The organism is Arthrobacter sp. ZBG10, assembly GCF_001238605.1.
Taxonomy (GTDB): domain Bacteria; phylum Actinomycetota; class Actinomycetes; order Actinomycetales; family Micrococcaceae; genus Arthrobacter.
On the sequence record NZ_LFQH01000012.1, the window covers coordinates 41,342 to 55,977 of the forward strand.

The window sequence follows — 14,636 nt, forward strand, 5'->3', positions numbered from 1 at the left end:
CACCCCCTCCTCCCAGCCAGCCACTGAAAGGCGCCCCCGTGACGCAATGCTGCATCAACCCGAGCATCCTCTCCGCAGATTTCGTGAACCTCGAGGCGGAACTGCAGCGCATCAGCACGGCTGACGCTGTGCACGTGGACGTGATGGACAACCATTTTGTGCCCAACCTGACGCTGGGGCTGCCGGTGGTGCAGCGGATCCAGGCCGTCAGCCCGGTTCCGCTGGATGCCCACCTGATGATCGCCGACGCCGACCGCTGGGCGCCGGGGTTCGCCGATGCCGGCCTGGCCTCGGTCACCTTCCACGCGGAGGCATCCATTGCGCCGGTCAAGCTGGCCCGCGAGCTGCGCAGCAGGGGTGCGAAGGCCGGCATGGCCCTCCGTCCTGCCACCCCGGTGGAGCCCTACCTGGACATGCTCGAAGAGCTGGACATGCTCCTGATCATGACCGTTGAGCCCGGATTCGGCGGCCAGGCCTTCCTTGACCTGACCCTGCCCAAGATCCGGCGTGCCCGGGCCGCGATCGATGGTTCGGGGATCGGCGTGGCCATCCAGGTGGACGGCGGCATCACCGAAGAAACAATCATCCGAGCCGCGGAAGCCGGCGCCAACGTCTTTGTGGCAGGCTCCGCCGTGTACGGTGCAGCGGACCCGGAGGCAGCCATCACGCGGCTGCGGGAGCGGGGCAGCCGTTCGTTACGCGGAGCGACGGAATAGCCGGCGGCGCCCTGCTGTTATGGCACAATAGCAACACACATACGTGCTCCGGGGTCGGTGTAAGTCCGAACCGGCGGTGATAGTCCGCGACCCGCGAGCCGGTGCTTTTCTTCGGAAAATCCCGGCGGACGGTTGAACTGGTGAAATTCCGGTACCGACAGTTAAAGTCTGGATGAGAGAAGCACGTACAGCTGTACTGTGGTGTCCTTTTTTGGGGCGCCGCAGCCCTCTGCTGTCGTATACCCCCGGAGCCATCGCGGTTCGAACGGGAAGGAACGACACACACATGGACCTCCTGCGATGGCTCTTTGACGCTCAGATCCCCGTTGGGGGATCTGTCCTGATTCTGAGAGAAGTGCTGGGCAACATTTTTGGCCTGGCAAGCGCCTTTGGCGGCATGCGCCGCAAAGTCTGGGCCTGGCCGGTGGGCATCGCCGGCAACCTCCTGCTGCTCACGGTTTTCCTGGGCAACGTCTTTGGCTCCGCGACACCCGCCACGCTGTGGGGCCAGGCCGGCCGGCAGGTGATGTTCATCGTGGTGGCAGCGTACGGCTGGCACCGCTGGAAGCAACGCCGCGACGCCGGCGGCGGGAACACCGCCGTCGTGCCCCAATGGGCCAGCACCCGCACCCGGTGGATTCTGGGCGCCGCGATGGTGGCCGGGACCCTGGCCCTGACGCCGCTGTTTGACCGGCTGGGCTCCTACCCGCCGGTGTGGGCAGACGCGTGGACCTTCGCCGGTTCCCTGCTGGCCACCTACGGGATGGCCCGCGGCTGGACCGAATTCTGGCTGGTCTGGGTGGCCGTGGACATCGTGGGCGTGCCCCTCCTGTTCAGCGCCGGCTATTACGCCAGCGCGTTTATGTACCTGTTCTACGGGTTCTTCACGCTGACCGGATTTTTTGTCTGGTGGAAGGCATCCCGGAACGCCACGTCCTCCGCCAGCGCAGGCGGCACGCCCGCGGCCTCGGTTGAAACAGGCTTCCCGGACCCCAGGGTGAAGCTCTGATGCCCGCCGAAAACGCCGTCGCCGCGCCCTTCCGGGCTGCGGAGGCCCAGGCCATGGCGCAGGCCCTGGACGCCGCGCTGCTGGGCCCGAGGGGCGCCAACCCCCTGGTGGGGGCCGTCGTCGTCGGTCCGGACGGAACCACGCTGGCAACCGGGTACCACCGGGGCGCCGGAACCGCGCACGCCGAAGCCGACGCCATCGCACGGGCTTCGGCGGCGGGCGTGGACCTGGCCGGCTGCACCATGGTGATCACGCTGGAACCGTGCAACCATGTGGGCCGCACCGGACCCTGCACCGAGGCCATCATCGCGGCCGGCATCACGGACGTGGTGTACGCCGTGGACGATCCCCATGATCCGGCCGCCGGTGGCGCCGCAACCCTCCGCGCCGCCGGCATCAGCGTCCGCAGCGGACTGGCCGGCGTGGAAGCGTTTGAGTTGAACCGGCAGTGGTTCGAAGCGGTGGCAGCCCAGCGGCCCTTCGTGACGCTGCATATTGCGCAGACGCTGGACAGCCGGATCGCGGCCGACGACGGCACCAGCCAGTGGATCTCCAGCCCGGCCTCCCTGGCGGACAACCACGCCATCCGCAGCCGCATCGACGCCATCCTGGTGGGCACCGAAACGGTCCTGGTGGACAATCCCCGCCTCACCGCGAGGGACAGCCAGGGGGAACCTGCGGCCAGGCAGCCGGTCCGCGCCGTGATGGGCCTTCGCGGCGTCCCGGCCGGCGCTGCGATCCACGGCGCCGACGGGTTGGCAGTCCATCTGCCCACCCGCGATCCGGCCGAGGCCCTTGGGCTGCTGTACGGAGGTGGCGCCCGCCACGTGATGGTGGAAGGCGGCTCGCGGATCCTGAGTGCTTTCCTCACCGCCGGCCTGGTGGACGAGTTGATCGTCTACCTGGCCCCCACCCTGCTCGGATCGGGCACCCCCGCCCTGGCCGGACTGGGCATTGGCACGCTGGCGGACGCCCAGCACTGGGAATGGGACCAGGCCGACGGCGGATCCGTCCGGACGCTGGGCCGGGACCTCCGTTTGCATTTACGACCGCAGCGCACCGCTGCACCAGAGAACGCCCGCACTTCCGCGGAGCAAGCCCAGGGAGGCAACTGATGTTTACCGGAATTATCGCCGAGCAGGGACATGTGCTCTCAGTCGACCGCAACGGCGACATTAGCGCCACCGTGCGGCTGCATGCCCCCGGCACCACCGAAGGACTGGCCCTCGGCGGGTCCATCGCCGTCAACGGGGTGTGCCTCACCGCCACGGCCATCGACGGCAAGGACTTCAGCGTCGACGTGATGGGGGAGACCCTCATCCGCAGCACCATCGGCGGCCTGGCCGCCGGCGACGCCGTGAACCTCGAACGCTGCGTCCCGGCCGGCGGGCGGCTGGACGGCCATGTGGTCCAGGGCCACGTTGACGGCGTCGGCAGCCTGCGCGAACGCGAGGCCCTGGGCAACTGGGAACGGCTCCGCTTCGGCGTGCCGGGCAACCTGGCCCGCTACATCGCGGAAAAAGGATCCATCGCGATTGACGGCGTCTCGCTCACCGTTACGGCCGTCAGCGAAGCAAACCACCCGGACCCGTGGTTCGAGGTGGGACTGATTCCCACCACGCTGGCCGAAACCGGCCTCGGCGCCAAGTCCACCGGCAGCCCGGTGAACCTGGAGGTGGACGTGCTGGCCAAGTACACCGAACGCCTCCTGGCTTTCCGGACCACCACTGACGGCGACGCCACCGGGGAAACCCGATGAGCGCCGTCGTCCACGTGGATCCGGCCGGCACCCCGGCCGCTGCCCCGTCGGCACTGGCCGCCCCCGGGCTGGCACCGGTTCCGCCGCAGGGCCTGTCCGCCATTGTGGACGCCGTGGCGGCCATGGCCGCCGGGAAACCCGTCCTGGTGGTGGATAACGAGGACCGCGAAAACGAGGGAGACATCATTTTCGCGGCCGAGTTCGCCACTCCCGCCCTGATGGGCTGGACCATCCGGTACAGCTCCGGCGTCATCTGCGTCCCGCTGAGCGGCGAACGGGCCGACGCCCTGGCGCTGCCGCCCATGGTGGCCGTCAACGAGGACGCCAAAGGTACCGCGTACACGGTGTCCTGCGACGCTGCCCTCGGTGTCAGCACAGGAATCTCCGCCACTGACCGGGCCCTGACCGCCCGGGTGCTGGCGGATGTGCAGTCCGCACCGGAATCGGTGACCCGTCCCGGGCATATTTTCCCGCTCCGGGCCGTTGAGGGAGGTGTGCGGGAACGCCCCGGCCACACCGAGGCCGCGGTGGACCTGTGCCGCCTGGCCGGACTCGCTCCGGTGGGCGTGATCGCGGAAGTGGTGTACGACGACGGCGAAATGATGCGCCTGGACGGACTCCGTGCCTTCGCGGCAGAGCACGGCTGCCCCCTGGTCTCCATCGCTGACCTGGTGGCATATCTTGAAGCAGGGGCCGGGGACGCCCCCGCACACAACGTCCGGGATGTTCCGGGCGGAGCAAAGGAGAAACGATGACGGCATCCGCAGCCAGCAGTGACGGCCACCGCGGACGGACCGGCAGAACAGCCATGGCCCATCCGGTCAGCGGCGGGCCCATAGTGCAGCTGCCCACCGCCTACGGTGACTTTGTGGCGCAGGCCTGGACCGACCTGGTGACCGGCGTGGAGCACCTCGCCGTCAGCTCACCCACCCCGCCCAGCGACGGCAAAGCCCCCCTGGTGCGCCTCCACTCCGAATGCCTCACGGGCGACGTCTTCGGCTCCTACCGGTGCGACTGCGGCGAACAGCTTGCCTACGCCCTGGAAATGATCCACGAACAGGGCGGCACCCTTCTCTACCTCCGCGGCCAGGAAGGCCGCGGCATTGGCCTGGCCAACAAAATCAAGGCCTACGCGCTGCAGGAAGCCGGCTTCGACACCGTGGAAGCCAACGAACAGCTTGGCCTGCCCGTGGATGCCCGGTCCTATAACGCCGCCGCGCAGGTCCTGGCGGAGATGGGCCTGCATGAGGTCCGGCTCCTGAGCAACAACCCGGACAAGCAGCACCGGCTGGCCCACGCAGGCGTCAACGTGGTGGAGATGGTCCCCACCGAAGTACCTTCACGGGAGCAGAACATCCGCTACCTGCGCACCAAAAAAGACCGGATGGAACACCGGCTGCTGCTGGACACCACAGTTGTCCCGCTGCCTGTCACCAGCCCCGGCACCCCTTTCAACGACCCCACCGACGCAACGAACTGAACGGAAAAGCACTTACCCATGAGCGGACACGGCGCCCCCGAAATCGACCTGACCACACTCAACCCGGCGGAAACGTCGCAGCTCCGGCTTGCGATTGTTGCCGCCAGCTGGCACACCACCATCATGGACGGCCTCCTGGACGGTGCCCTGCGCGCCGCCAAGGACGCCGGCATCGCAGAGCCCACGGTGCTGCGTGTACCCGGCAGCTTCGAGCTGCCCGTGGCTGCCGCGCGGCTGGCGCCGCACTTTGACGCGGTGGTGGCGCTCGGCGTCGTAATCCGCGGCGGTACCCCGCACTTTGATTACGTCTGCCAGGCCGCCACGTCGGGACTCACCGACGTCAGCGTCGCCACGGGGGTTCCGGTGGGCTTCGGCGTGCTGACCTGCGATACGGAACAGCAGGGCCTGGACCGCGCCGGCCTGGCCGGCTCCAAGGAAGACAAGGGCCACGAGGCCGTCACCGCTGCCCTGGCCACCGCCCTGGTCCTGAAGCAGTACACGTAGCAGATCTCCGGGCGCGGTGTGTATTCGCTCACATCGCGCCCGTCATGCAACGGCCCGGGACGCGCCGTGCGGGCCGCAGCAAGTAGGCTGGTGGGCGTGAAGAATTTCGAGACGCTGTTCGCTGAGCTCAGCGAGAAGGCAGCCACCCGCCCGGAAGGCTCCCGCACCGTCGCTGAATTGGAGTCCGGTGTTCACGGCATCGGCAAAAAAGTCGTTGAGGAAGCAGCCGAAGTCTGGATGGCTGCCGAATATGAATCCGATGAAGCCGCGGCCGAGGAAATCTCCCAGCTGCTGTACCACCTGCAGGTCCTGATGCTCGCCAAAGGCCTGACCCTGGAAGACGTCTACAAGCATCTGTAGCCACCTGCCCGGCGCGCATCACCCTGCCGCCGTGCCTGCTGTGGCCTGCATTGCCTGAACCCCAAGACCCGTTGATCCAGAAAGATTCCCATGCTGCGAGTAGCCGTCCCCAATAAGGGCTCCCTGTCCGAAGCCGCGTCCGCCATGCTCGCCGAGGCCGGTTACCGGCAGCGGCGCGACAGCCGCGAGCTGGTCATGATGGACCCGGACAACGACATCGAGTTCTTTTTCCTCCGCCCCCGCGACATCGCCGTGTACGTGGGGCAGGGAACGCTCGACGTCGGCATCACCGGCCGCGACCTCCTGCTGGACGCGGAGGTGGAAGCCGAAGAACTGCTTCCGTTGGGTTTCGCGGCCTCCACGTTCCGGTTTGCCGGTCCCGTGGGCGACTTCGCCTCGGCTGAGCAGCTGGCCGGCAAACGCCTGGCCACCAGCTACGACGGCCTGCTCCGCAACTACCTCGCCGAACGCGGGATCGACGCCAAGGTGGTCCGCCTGGACGGCGCCGTGGAATCCTCCGTGCGCCTGGGCGTGGCCGATGCGATCGCTGACGTTGTGGAAACCGGAAACACCCTCAAGGCCGCCGGGATGGAAATCTTCGGCGAGCCCATCCTCAAGTCCGAGGCCGTCCTGATCCGCCGGACCGGCGACGGTGGCGCCGCCAACGGCACCGCCAAGGAAATCGAGGTCCTGATCCGGCGCCTCCAGGGCGTCCTGGTGGCCCGGCAGTACGTGCTGATGGACTACGACATCCGCAAGGAACTGGTGGAGCAGGCCGCAGCGCTGACCCCCGGCCTGGAGTCACCCACCGTTTCGCCGCTGCGGGACTCCGAATGGGTGGCTGTCCGGTCCATGGTGCCAAAGAAGGTCACCAACCGGATTATGGATGAGCTCTACGACCTCGGCGCCCGCGCCATCCTGGTCAGCAGCATCCACGCCTGCCGCATCTGATCCTTCCGCGCAGCAGCACCCACCAGCGAACCCCAGGAGCCTCCCATGGCGGTAGCAGTACGTGTCATTCCCTGCCTTGACGTGGACGCCGGGCGCGTCGTCAAGGGGATCAACTTCGAGGGCCTCCGCGACGCCGGCGACCCCGTGGAGCTGGCCCACCGCTACGACAACGCCGGCGCCGACGAACTGACGTTCCTGGACGTCACGGCCTCCTCCGGCAACCGCGAAACCACCTTTGACGTGGTCCGCCGCACCGCCGAGGAAGTCTTCATCCCGCTGTGCGTCGGCGGCGGCGTCCGCGGCGTCGCCGAGGTGGACAAGCTCCTGCGCTATGGGGCAGACAAGGCCGCCATCAACACTGCTGCCGTGGCCCGCCCGGAAGTGATCGACGAAATCACCCGGCACTTCGGTTCCCAGGTCCTGGTCCTGTCCGTCGACGCCCGCCGCACCCGTCCCGGCTCGCAGCCCACGCCCTCGGGTTTTGAAGTAACCACCCACGGCGGCCGCACCGGAACCGGCATCGATGCCATCGAATGGGCGCGTGAGGCTGCGCACCGCGGGGTGGGGGAGATCCTGCTCAACTCCATCGACGCGGACGGCACCAAGGACGGCTTCGACCTGGAGCTCATTCGGCTGGTCCGGGCCGCCGTCAAGGTGCCCATCATTGCCTCCGGCGGCGCGGGGGAGCCCGCACATTTCCCGCCTGCGGTTGCTGCCGGTGCCGATGCTGTCCTGGCCGCCTCGATCTTCCACTGGGGACCGGACAACATGATGTCCCAGGTCAAGGACGCCATCCGCGCGGCAGGCTTCGAGGTCCGCTAACCCGTTGCGCTATCACTTTTGGTCCCCAAAAGGCCGTTTTAGCGACCCTAAGTGATAGCGCAACGTAAGGCTAGAGGCCTACTTCGGCTGACTGCAGGAGCGCGACGGCGTCCGGCTGGCCTTCGAAGGTGACCAGGGCATGGCGCGTCCGGCCGTGGGCGTGCATCAGCAGTTCGCCCGGCTCGCCAACAATGGCCACCGACACGGGTGCACGCTTGGCCACGTGCCGGGGACCGGACGGACGGACCAGGACGATCCCGAGGTCCACGCCGCGGTACAGGATGGCGGCACGCTTCACCAGGTCATCCCAGAGGGCGTCCGAGTAGGCCTCGTCCAGCGCGCGGGGCGCCCAGCGGTCCACGGCGCGGCGGACGTCCTCGGTGTGGACAAAGTATTCGATCAGGTTGGAGCTTTCGTCCAGCGCCCGGATCTTCATGGGAGAGAGCGCCGGCGGGCCGGCGCGGAAGGTGTTGACCAGTCCGGCGTAGTCCTCGGCGGACGTTAGCTTCGAAGCCAGCCGGGACGTGGCCGCATCTGACGCCTTGGCCAGGCGCTTGATGATCAGGCCCAGCCCCACAGCGGCCTTGCGTTCGCGCAGGTAAAGGTGCGCGGCAAGATCCCTGGTGCGCCAGCCAGCACAGAGGGTGGGCGCATCAGGGCCGGCCGCAAGCAGGGTCTCGGCCAGGACTTCTCGGGACGGTTCGACGAAATGCATCACTTGGAAAACTAGCACGAGACGCGCGTACTTGGGCACCGCCGGCCCCGCCGCTGGCGTGCCGCCGTTCACATCCGATCCGGCAACGGCGAAGGCACTAGACTTGACCTGATGTCTGAGCAGCCCGCCCCCGCCCCGTTCCCCGGTTCCGCCACGCCCGAAGCCCCTTCCGCGGACCCGGCGCCGGTCCCTGCCGGCAGCCCGCTGCCCGCTTCCCTCGCCGGCGCCCTGAAGCGCGACAGCGCGGGCCTGGTGGCCGCCATTGTCCAGCAGTACGACACCAATGAGGTGCTGATGCTGGGCTGGATGGACGATGAAGCCCTGCACCGCACCATGACCAGCGGCCGGGTCACGTTCTACTCCCGGTCCCGGCAGGAATACTGGCGCAAGGGCGATACGTCCGGCCACGTGCAATGGGTCAAATCGGTGGCGATGGACTGCGATGGCGATGCCCTGCTGGTCCGCGTGGACCAGGTGGGCGCGGCCTGCCACACGGGCACCCGCACCTGCTTCGACGGCAGGGACCTCGCCGTCGAAACCGGCACCGCCAACTGACGCTCCGGGGCCGTTCCCCGGAACCACGGCACCCCCTCTGCACCCCACCTCCAAGGGCCGGCGCATCCGGCCCGCACAAGAACAGGCGGAACCCATAGCCATGCAGGATCTTGGAACCATCAGCCCCAGCCTGGCGGAGTTCCGCGAACTCGCCGGCCACAGCCGTGTCATTCCCGTCCGGCTCAAAGTCCTTGCCGACGCCGAAACGCCCATTGGCCTGTACCGCAAGCTGGCCCAGGGCCAGCCCGGAACCTTTTTGATGGAGTCCGCGGCCGTGGGCGGGGCCTGGTCCCGTTACTCGTTCATCGGCGCCAGGTCCCGTGCCACGCTGACCACCAAGGACGGCAGCGCCCACTGGCTGGGTGAGCCCCCGGCCGGTGTGCCCGTGGACGGCAACCCCGTGGACGCGGTCCGGGACACCATCGAGGCGCTGCGTACCGACCGCTTTGATGGTCTGCCGCCCTTCACCTCCGGCCTGGTGGGCTTCCTGGGCTGGGAAACCGTGCGGCACTGGGAACGCCTGGTGAGCCCGCCGGAGGATGACCTGCACCTGCCGGAAATGGCGTTGAACCTGGTTACCGACATGGCCGTGCACGACAACGTGGACGGCACCGTGCTGCTGATCGCCAATGCCATCAACTTCGACGACAGCTCCGAGCGCGTCGACGACGCCTGGCATGACGCTGTTGCCCGGGTGAAGGCGCTGCTCGCGAAGGTCAGCACCCCCGTGGCACAGCCCGTCACCGTCCTGGAACCGGCCGCGCTCGATTTCGCCGCCAGCGTGCAGGAACGCTGGGACGAATCCGAATACCTTGCCGCCCTGGACCGCGGCAAGGAAGCCATCGTGGATGGTGAGGTTTTCCAGGTGGTGATCTCGCGACGCTTTGAAATGGAATGCAACGCCTCCGCCCTGGACGTGTACCGCGTGCTGCGCAACACCAACCCCAGCCCCTACATGTACATCTTCAGCCTTGAGGATGCTGACGGCCGGGAATACTCGATTGTGGGTTCCTCACCCGAGGCGCTGGTCACCGTCACCGGCGAGGACGTCATCACGCACCCCATTGCCGGTTCCCGGCCACGGGGCAAAAACGTTGAAGCGGACAAGGCCCTGGCCGAGGAGCTGCTGGCAGACCAAAAGGAACGGGCCGAGCACCTGATGCTGGTGGACCTGTCCCGCAACGACCTGTCCAAGGTCTGTGTGGCCGGGACCGTGGACGTCACCCAGTTCATGGAGGTGGAGAGGTTCAGCCACATCATGCACCTGGTTTCCACCGTGGTGGGCAAACTTTCCCCGCAGGCCAAGGCCTACGACGTCCTCAAGGCCACATTCCCTGCCGGCACGCTGTCCGGCGCGCCCAAGCCCCGCGCCCTGCGCCTGCTGGACGAACTCGAACCGCACCGCCGCGGCATCTACGGCGGCGTGGTGGGCTACCTGGACTTCGCCGGCGACATGGACATGGCCATCGCCATCCGCTCGGCCCTGGTCCGGGAAGGCCGCGCTTACGTCCAGGCCGGCGGCGGCATCGTGGCGGACTCCGTCAACGCCACTGAGGCCCTCGAAACGGTGAACAAGGCGGCGGCCCCGCTGCGCGCCGTGCACACGGCAGGATCGCTGCGGAACATCTCGGCGGAGACCCTGGCCGACGGAGCTGATTCCTGATGGCCGGCGCCGCACCCGCCACCAGCACCAAGGCCACCCGTGCTCCGGCCTGGGCCCGGAAGTCCACGCTGGTGCTGCTCATCGCGGTCCTCGCCCTTGGCGTTTTCGGCACTACAACCCAAACGTGGATGACCGTCACCCTGGATCCCAGCACGGTGGGCCAGGCCGGCGGCTCCCTGGAAGCGCTGGCGGTCCAGGGCAGCAAGGCGGCCACCACCGTCACGGCCCTGGCCCTGGTGGCCCTGGCCGGAGGACTGGCAGCGTCGATTGCCGGCAGGATCGCCCGGTGGATCATCACCGCCATCATCGTCCTGGCCTCGGCCGGCATCGTCGCCGCGGCGGCCACCGTCCTGGCCGACCCGCTTGCCGCGTCGCAGGGTTCCATTGCCGCCGCCACCGGCGTCACCGGCAGCCAGGCGCAGGTGGACCTGACAGTCTTCCCCATCCTGGCCGTGGTGGCCGGGTGCCTGCTGGCCGTGGCCGGGCTCCTGGTGCTGCCCGCCAGCCGGCACTGGAAGGCGCGCACCAAATATGACCAGCCCGCTGCAGCCGGAACTGCGGCGCCGGCCGGGCCCGTCGACGAGATCGACAGCTGGGACCGGCTGTCCCGGGGCGACGACCCCACCTGAACCACGCCGGCGGGGGCCCAGTAAGCCAGCGGGCATGCGCCGGACGGCATACGGCGGCCTGCCGATACGCGGTGGGCCGCCAAAAAATGGCAGAATGTAAGCAGTATTCACCCTGAGGAGATTTCCATGAGCAAAGCACCCGCGTCCGTTTCCCCGTCCGGCACCCGAGTGGTGGCCCCCGGCGCCGTCGACCACAGCCAGGAACTCGGCCACGGCAACAGCCCCGCCGCCTGGACCTGCGTCATCGTGATGCTGGTTGGCGCGCTCATCGCCTCGATCGCCTTCGTTATTGCCAGCACCCCCATCTTCATCGCCGGCGCAGCAGTCATGGTGGTTGGCCTGATCCTGGGCTACGCCATGCGCAAGGCCGGCTACGGCGTCGAAGGCAGCAAGCTGAAGAACTCCGGCCACTGATGGCAACTGTTCTCGACGACATCAACGCCGGTGTCAGGGAGGACATGGACAGCCGCAAACGCCTGGTGTCCCTGTCCGAACTGCAGGACCGGGCCCGTCAGGCGCCGCCCGTCCGGGACGCCTGGCAGGCCCTCGGCGGCACCTCGACGTCCCGGGAACAGCTCAAGGTCATTGCGGAAATCAAACGCCGCAGCCCCTCAAAGGGTGACCTCGCCAGCATCGCCGACCCTGCCTCGCTGGCCCGGCAGTACGCCGACGGCGGCGCCGCCGTCATCAGCGTCCTGACCGAACAGCGCCGCTTCAACGGGTCCCTCGCGGACCTCGATGCTGTCCGTGCCGCCGTGGACGTGCCGCTGCTCCGCAAGGACTTCACCCTGGACGAGTACCAGATCTGGGAAGCCCGCGCCCACGGCGCGGACCTGGTCCTGCTCATCGTCGCAGCCCTGTCCGATGCCCAGCTTGCCGAGTTCAGCGCCCTCAGCGCCGAACTGGGCATGAATGTGCTCGTGGAGACGCATACCGAAGCGGAGATCGAGCGGGCCGCCGCGGCAAACGCACGCATCATCGGCGTGAACGTGCGCAACCTGAAGACGCTTGACGTCGACCGTTCCGTGTTTGCGTCGCTTGCCGGCCGCATCCCGGCCGGGGCAGTGGTGGTGGCCGAATCCGGTGTCCGCGATGCCGCCGACGTCACCCACTACGCCGCCAACGGTGCCAACGCCATCCTGGTGGGTGAGGCGCTGGTCAGCCACGCCACGCCCCAGGAACGGATCGCGGAATTCACCGCGGCCGGCGCCGCAGCGATTGCTTCGCGCCGCTGAGCCCCAGGCCGCCGTGCCCTCCGGGTGCGGCACCCCGCCGCCGGGTCAGCCCGGCGCACCACACTTCCCTTGACCCACCAATTTGAACAGGACGGGACTGATGGCCCACGCACCCTCAGGCAACGCTGATAACAATGCCACGGAAGCCTTCCTTCAGGGCGGTTCCCTGCGCCACGCCCCGGGGCCGTACTTCGGCAGTTTCGGCGGACGCTGGATGCCCGAATCCCTCATCGCCGCCCTGGACGAACTGGAGGAGACGTTCGAGAAGGCCAAAAACGATCCTGACTTCCGGGCCCAGATCGCGGACCTGAACAAAAACTACTCCGGCCGGCCCTCGCTGCTCACCGAAGCCAAGCGCTTTGCCGAGCACGCCGGGGGAGTGCGGGTGTTCCTCAAGCGGGAAGACCTGAACCACACCGGCTCGCACAAAATCAACAACGTCCTGGGCCAGGCGCTGCTCGCCAAGCGCATGGGCAAGACCCGCGTGATCGCCGAAACCGGCGCCGGCCAGCACGGCGTGGCCAGCGCCACCGCCGCGGCACTGATGGGTCTGGAATGTGTGGTCTACATGGGCGCCGAGGACTGCCGCCGGCAGGCCCTGAACGTGGCCAGGATGGAACTGCTGGGCGCCACCGTCATCCCCGTCACCAGCGGATCCCAGACGCTCAAGGACGCCATTAACGACGCCCTCCGCGACTGGGTGGCCAACGTGGACAATACCCACTATTTACTGGGCACCGCCGCGGGGGCGCACCCGTTCCCCGCGATGGTCCGCTACTTCCACGAGGTGATCGGCGAGGAAGCCCGCGCGCAGATCCTCGACCAGGTGGGCCGGCTGCCGGACGCCGTCGTCGCCTGCATCGGCGGTGGCTCCAACGCCATTGGCATCTTCCACGGCTTCCTGGATGACCCCTCCGTCAAGATTTACGGCTTCGAAGCCGGCGGCGACGGTGTGGAGACCGGCCGGCACGCAGCCACCATCACCCTGGGCAAGCCCGGCGTGCTGCACGGCGCCCGGTCCTACCTGATGCAGGACGACGACGGCCAGACCATCGAATCGCACTCCATCTCCGCCGGACTGGACTATCCGGGTGTTGGCCCGGAGCACTCCTACCTCTCCGACATCGGCCGGGTGAGCTACGAACCCATCACCGACACCGAAGCCATGGAAGCGTTCCGCATCCTGTGCCGGACCGAGGGCATCATCCCGGCCATCGAGTCAGCGCACGCCCTGGCCGGCGCCATCAAGGTGGGCCAGCGGCTGGCCGCCGAGGTCGCTGAGACCGGCAACGGCACGGCCCAGGACAGGATCGTGATTGTGAACCTGTCCGGCCGCGGCGACAAGGACGTGGCCACCGCCGCTGAATGGTTTGACCTGTTGGACAAGAATTCCGCCGAGTCGGAAATCGGCAAAGAGGGGGAACAGCTGTGAGCACCGCACAAGCCACCAGCAAAGCGGCGGCAGCCATTGACAAGGCCCGCGCCGAAGGCCGGGCCGCCCTGATCGGCTACCTTCCCGCGGGTTACCCCAGCGTTGAGGCAACCATTGCGGCCGGCATTGCCCTGGCCGAAAACGGCGCCGACCTGATCGAAATCGGGATTCCCTACTCCGATCCGGTGATGGACGGGCAGGTCATCCAGGCTGCCACCACCGAAGCGCTGGCCAAGGGCTTCACGGTCCGCCAGGTCTTTGACGTCGTCGCCGGCATCACCAGCAAAACCGATGCCGCCGTCCTGGTCATGACGTACTGGAACCCCGTGGTCCGGATGGGCGTGGACGAGTTCTCCCGCCGACTGGCCGAGGCCGGCGGCGCCGGGCTCATCACCCCGGACCTGATCCCGGATGAAGCCGCCGAATGGCTGGCAGCCTCGGACAAGTACGGCCTGGACCGCGTGTTCCTGGTGGCACCGTCCTCCACCCCCGAGCGGATGCAGCGGACAGTGGACGCGAGCCGCGGCTTTGTCTACGCCGTGTCCATCATGGGCGTCACCGGTGCCCGGTCCACCGTCAGCACCGCCGCCAAGGACGTTGTGGCAGCAGCCCACGCCGCTGGCGCCGAACGCGTCTGCGTTGGCCTGGGTGTGTCCACCGCCGCGCAGGTCCGTGAGATCGCTGAATACGCAGAAGGCGTGATCGTCGGTACCGCCCTGGTGGCCGCCATTCGCGACGGCGGCGTGGACGCCGTAGCCACCCTCACCAAGGAACTCAGCACCGGCCTGACCAGGGAAGACGCCTAA

Annotated in this window: 18 protein-coding genes and 1 riboswitch; of the genes, 17 read left to right on the top strand and 1 reads right to left on the bottom strand. The window is 68.0% G+C overall.

Annotation, left to right across the window (positions count from 1 at the left end):
* Nucleotides 1-38: 38 nt before the first annotated feature.
* From rpe to hisF, 10 genes are all read left to right on the top strand, one after another.
* Nucleotides 39-716 (top strand): ribulose-phosphate 3-epimerase, encoded by a 678-nt coding sequence (rpe, locus tag ACU18_RS03065; RefSeq protein WP_050684066.1) that lies wholly within the window; start codon nt 39-41, stop codon nt 714-716.
* 39 nt (nt 717-755) lie between these two features.
* A riboswitch (FMN riboswitch) is annotated at nt 756-905 on the top strand.
* A gap of 97 nt (nt 906-1,002) precedes the next feature.
* Nucleotides 1,003-1,725: a nicotinamide riboside transporter PnuC gene (gene pnuC, locus ACU18_RS03070; protein ID WP_050684067.1), complete on the top strand. Its 723-nt coding sequence runs from the start codon at nt 1,003-1,005 to the stop codon at nt 1,723-1,725.
* Nucleotides 1,725-2,840: a bifunctional diaminohydroxyphosphoribosylaminopyrimidine deaminase/5-amino-6-(5-phosphoribosylamino)uracil reductase RibD gene (ribD, locus tag ACU18_RS03075; RefSeq protein WP_050684068.1), complete on the top strand. Its 1,116-nt coding sequence runs from the start codon at nt 1,725-1,727 to the stop codon at nt 2,838-2,840. The genes pnuC and ribD overlap by 1 nt, the downstream gene beginning before the upstream one ends.
* Nucleotides 2,840-3,484, top strand: a complete 645-nt coding sequence (locus ACU18_RS03080; RefSeq protein WP_050684069.1) for a riboflavin synthase — start codon at nt 2,840-2,842, stop codon at nt 3,482-3,484. Before ribD ends, ACU18_RS03080 begins: the two co-directional genes overlap by 1 nt.
* On the top strand, nt 3,481-4,239 hold the full coding sequence (ribB, locus tag ACU18_RS03085) for a 3,4-dihydroxy-2-butanone-4-phosphate synthase (RefSeq protein ID WP_082178155.1): 759 nt from the start codon (nt 3,481-3,483) through the stop codon (nt 4,237-4,239). Before ACU18_RS03080 ends, ribB begins: the two co-directional genes overlap by 4 nt.
* A complete protein-coding gene (gene ribA / locus ACU18_RS03090; RefSeq protein WP_050684070.1) occupies nt 4,236-4,964 on the top strand; it encodes a GTP cyclohydrolase II in 729 nt (242 codons plus the stop codon). Before ribB ends, ribA begins: the two co-directional genes overlap by 4 nt.
* Nucleotides 4,965-4,982: 18 nt before the next feature.
* Complete coding sequence (gene ribH / locus ACU18_RS03095; RefSeq protein WP_050684071.1) at nt 4,983-5,468, top strand: 6,7-dimethyl-8-ribityllumazine synthase; 486 nt, start codon at nt 4,983-4,985, stop codon at nt 5,466-5,468.
* Nucleotides 5,469-5,564: 96 nt separating this feature from the next.
* Nucleotides 5,565-5,828, top strand: coding sequence for a phosphoribosyl-ATP diphosphatase (locus ACU18_RS03100; RefSeq protein WP_009358176.1), 264 nt, complete (start codon nt 5,565-5,567; stop codon nt 5,826-5,828).
* A gap of 90 nt (nt 5,829-5,918) precedes the next feature.
* Complete coding sequence (gene hisG / locus ACU18_RS03105; RefSeq protein ID WP_050684072.1) at nt 5,919-6,779, top strand: ATP phosphoribosyltransferase; 861 nt, start codon at nt 5,919-5,921, stop codon at nt 6,777-6,779.
* Between the two features lie 45 nt (nt 6,780-6,824).
* Nucleotides 6,825-7,601: an imidazole glycerol phosphate synthase subunit HisF gene (gene hisF, locus ACU18_RS03110; RefSeq protein ID WP_050684073.1), complete on the top strand. Its 777-nt coding sequence runs from the start codon at nt 6,825-6,827 to the stop codon at nt 7,599-7,601.
* Between the two features lie 70 nt (nt 7,602-7,671).
* On the opposite strand, the gene ACU18_RS03115 is transcribed toward hisF, so the two are convergent.
* On the bottom strand, nt 7,672-8,316 hold the full coding sequence (locus tag ACU18_RS03115) for a TIGR03085 family metal-binding protein (RefSeq protein ID WP_050684120.1): 645 nt from the start codon (nt 8,314-8,316) through the stop codon (nt 7,672-7,674).
* 111 nt (nt 8,317-8,427) lie between these two features.
* On the opposite strand from ACU18_RS03115, the gene hisI reads away from it, so the two are divergent.
* The 7 genes from hisI to trpA all read left to right on the top strand — a co-directional run bounded on the left by hisI (nt 8,428) and on the right by trpA (nt 14,636).
* Complete coding sequence (gene hisI / locus ACU18_RS03120) at nt 8,428-8,871, top strand: phosphoribosyl-AMP cyclohydrolase (protein ID WP_050684074.1); 444 nt, start codon at nt 8,428-8,430, stop codon at nt 8,869-8,871.
* A gap of 100 nt (nt 8,872-8,971) precedes the next feature.
* Nucleotides 8,972-10,534: an anthranilate synthase component I gene (locus ACU18_RS03125; protein ID WP_050684075.1), complete on the top strand. Its 1,563-nt coding sequence runs from the start codon at nt 8,972-8,974 to the stop codon at nt 10,532-10,534.
* Complete coding sequence (locus tag ACU18_RS03130; RefSeq protein ID WP_050684076.1) at nt 10,534-11,163, top strand: Trp biosynthesis-associated membrane protein; 630 nt, start codon at nt 10,534-10,536, stop codon at nt 11,161-11,163. Before ACU18_RS03125 ends, ACU18_RS03130 begins: the two co-directional genes overlap by 1 nt.
* A 126-nt stretch (nt 11,164-11,289) precedes the next feature.
* A complete protein-coding gene (locus ACU18_RS03135) occupies nt 11,290-11,577 on the top strand; it encodes an HGxxPAAW family protein (protein WP_050684077.1) in 288 nt (95 codons plus the stop codon).
* Nucleotides 11,577-12,398 (top strand): indole-3-glycerol phosphate synthase TrpC, encoded by an 822-nt coding sequence (trpC, locus tag ACU18_RS03140; protein WP_050684078.1) that lies wholly within the window; start codon nt 11,577-11,579, stop codon nt 12,396-12,398. Before ACU18_RS03135 ends, trpC begins: the two co-directional genes overlap by 1 nt.
* A 100-nt stretch (nt 12,399-12,498) precedes the next feature.
* The gene (gene trpB / locus ACU18_RS03145) at nt 12,499-13,830 is read left to right on the top strand and encodes a tryptophan synthase subunit beta (protein ID WP_050684079.1); all 1,332 of its coding nucleotides are present in this window, start codon (nt 12,499-12,501) and stop codon (nt 13,828-13,830) included.
* Complete coding sequence (gene trpA / locus ACU18_RS03150) at nt 13,827-14,636, top strand: tryptophan synthase subunit alpha (protein WP_050684080.1); 810 nt, start codon at nt 13,827-13,829, stop codon at nt 14,634-14,636. The genes trpB and trpA overlap by 4 nt, the downstream gene beginning before the upstream one ends.

Coding starts and splice junctions, on each gene's coding strand:
- hisG (WP_050684072.1), top strand. CDS start 5,919: ATGCTGCGAGTAGCCGTCCCCAATAAGGGCTCCCTGTCCGAAGCCGCG.
- pnuC (WP_050684067.1), top strand. CDS start 1,003: ATGGACCTCCTGCGATGGCTCTTTGACGCTCAGATCCCCGTTGGGGGA.
- ACU18_RS03130 (WP_050684076.1), top strand. CDS start 10,534: ATGGCCGGCGCCGCACCCGCCACCAGCACCAAGGCCACCCGTGCTCCG.
- trpB (WP_050684079.1), top strand. CDS start 12,499: ATGGCCCACGCACCCTCAGGCAACGCTGATAACAATGCCACGGAAGCC.
- hisF (WP_050684073.1), top strand. CDS start 6,825: ATGGCGGTAGCAGTACGTGTCATTCCCTGCCTTGACGTGGACGCCGGG.
- ACU18_RS03135 (WP_050684077.1), top strand. CDS start 11,290: ATGAGCAAAGCACCCGCGTCCGTTTCCCCGTCCGGCACCCGAGTGGTG.
- ACU18_RS03125 (WP_050684075.1), top strand. CDS start 8,972: ATGCAGGATCTTGGAACCATCAGCCCCAGCCTGGCGGAGTTCCGCGAA.
- ACU18_RS03115 (WP_050684120.1), bottom strand. CDS start 8,316: ATGCATTTCGTCGAACCGTCCCGAGAAGTCCTGGCCGAGACCCTGCTT.
- trpC (WP_050684078.1), top strand. CDS start 11,577: ATGGCAACTGTTCTCGACGACATCAACGCCGGTGTCAGGGAGGACATG.
- ribA (WP_050684070.1), top strand. CDS start 4,236: ATGACGGCATCCGCAGCCAGCAGTGACGGCCACCGCGGACGGACCGGC.
- ribH (WP_050684071.1), top strand. CDS start 4,983: ATGAGCGGACACGGCGCCCCCGAAATCGACCTGACCACACTCAACCCG.
- ribB (WP_082178155.1), top strand. CDS start 3,481: ATGAGCGCCGTCGTCCACGTGGATCCGGCCGGCACCCCGGCCGCTGCC.
- ACU18_RS03080 (WP_050684069.1), top strand. CDS start 2,840: ATGTTTACCGGAATTATCGCCGAGCAGGGACATGTGCTCTCAGTCGAC.
- ribD (WP_050684068.1), top strand. CDS start 1,725: ATGCCCGCCGAAAACGCCGTCGCCGCGCCCTTCCGGGCTGCGGAGGCC.
- hisI (WP_050684074.1), top strand. CDS start 8,428: ATGTCTGAGCAGCCCGCCCCCGCCCCGTTCCCCGGTTCCGCCACGCCC.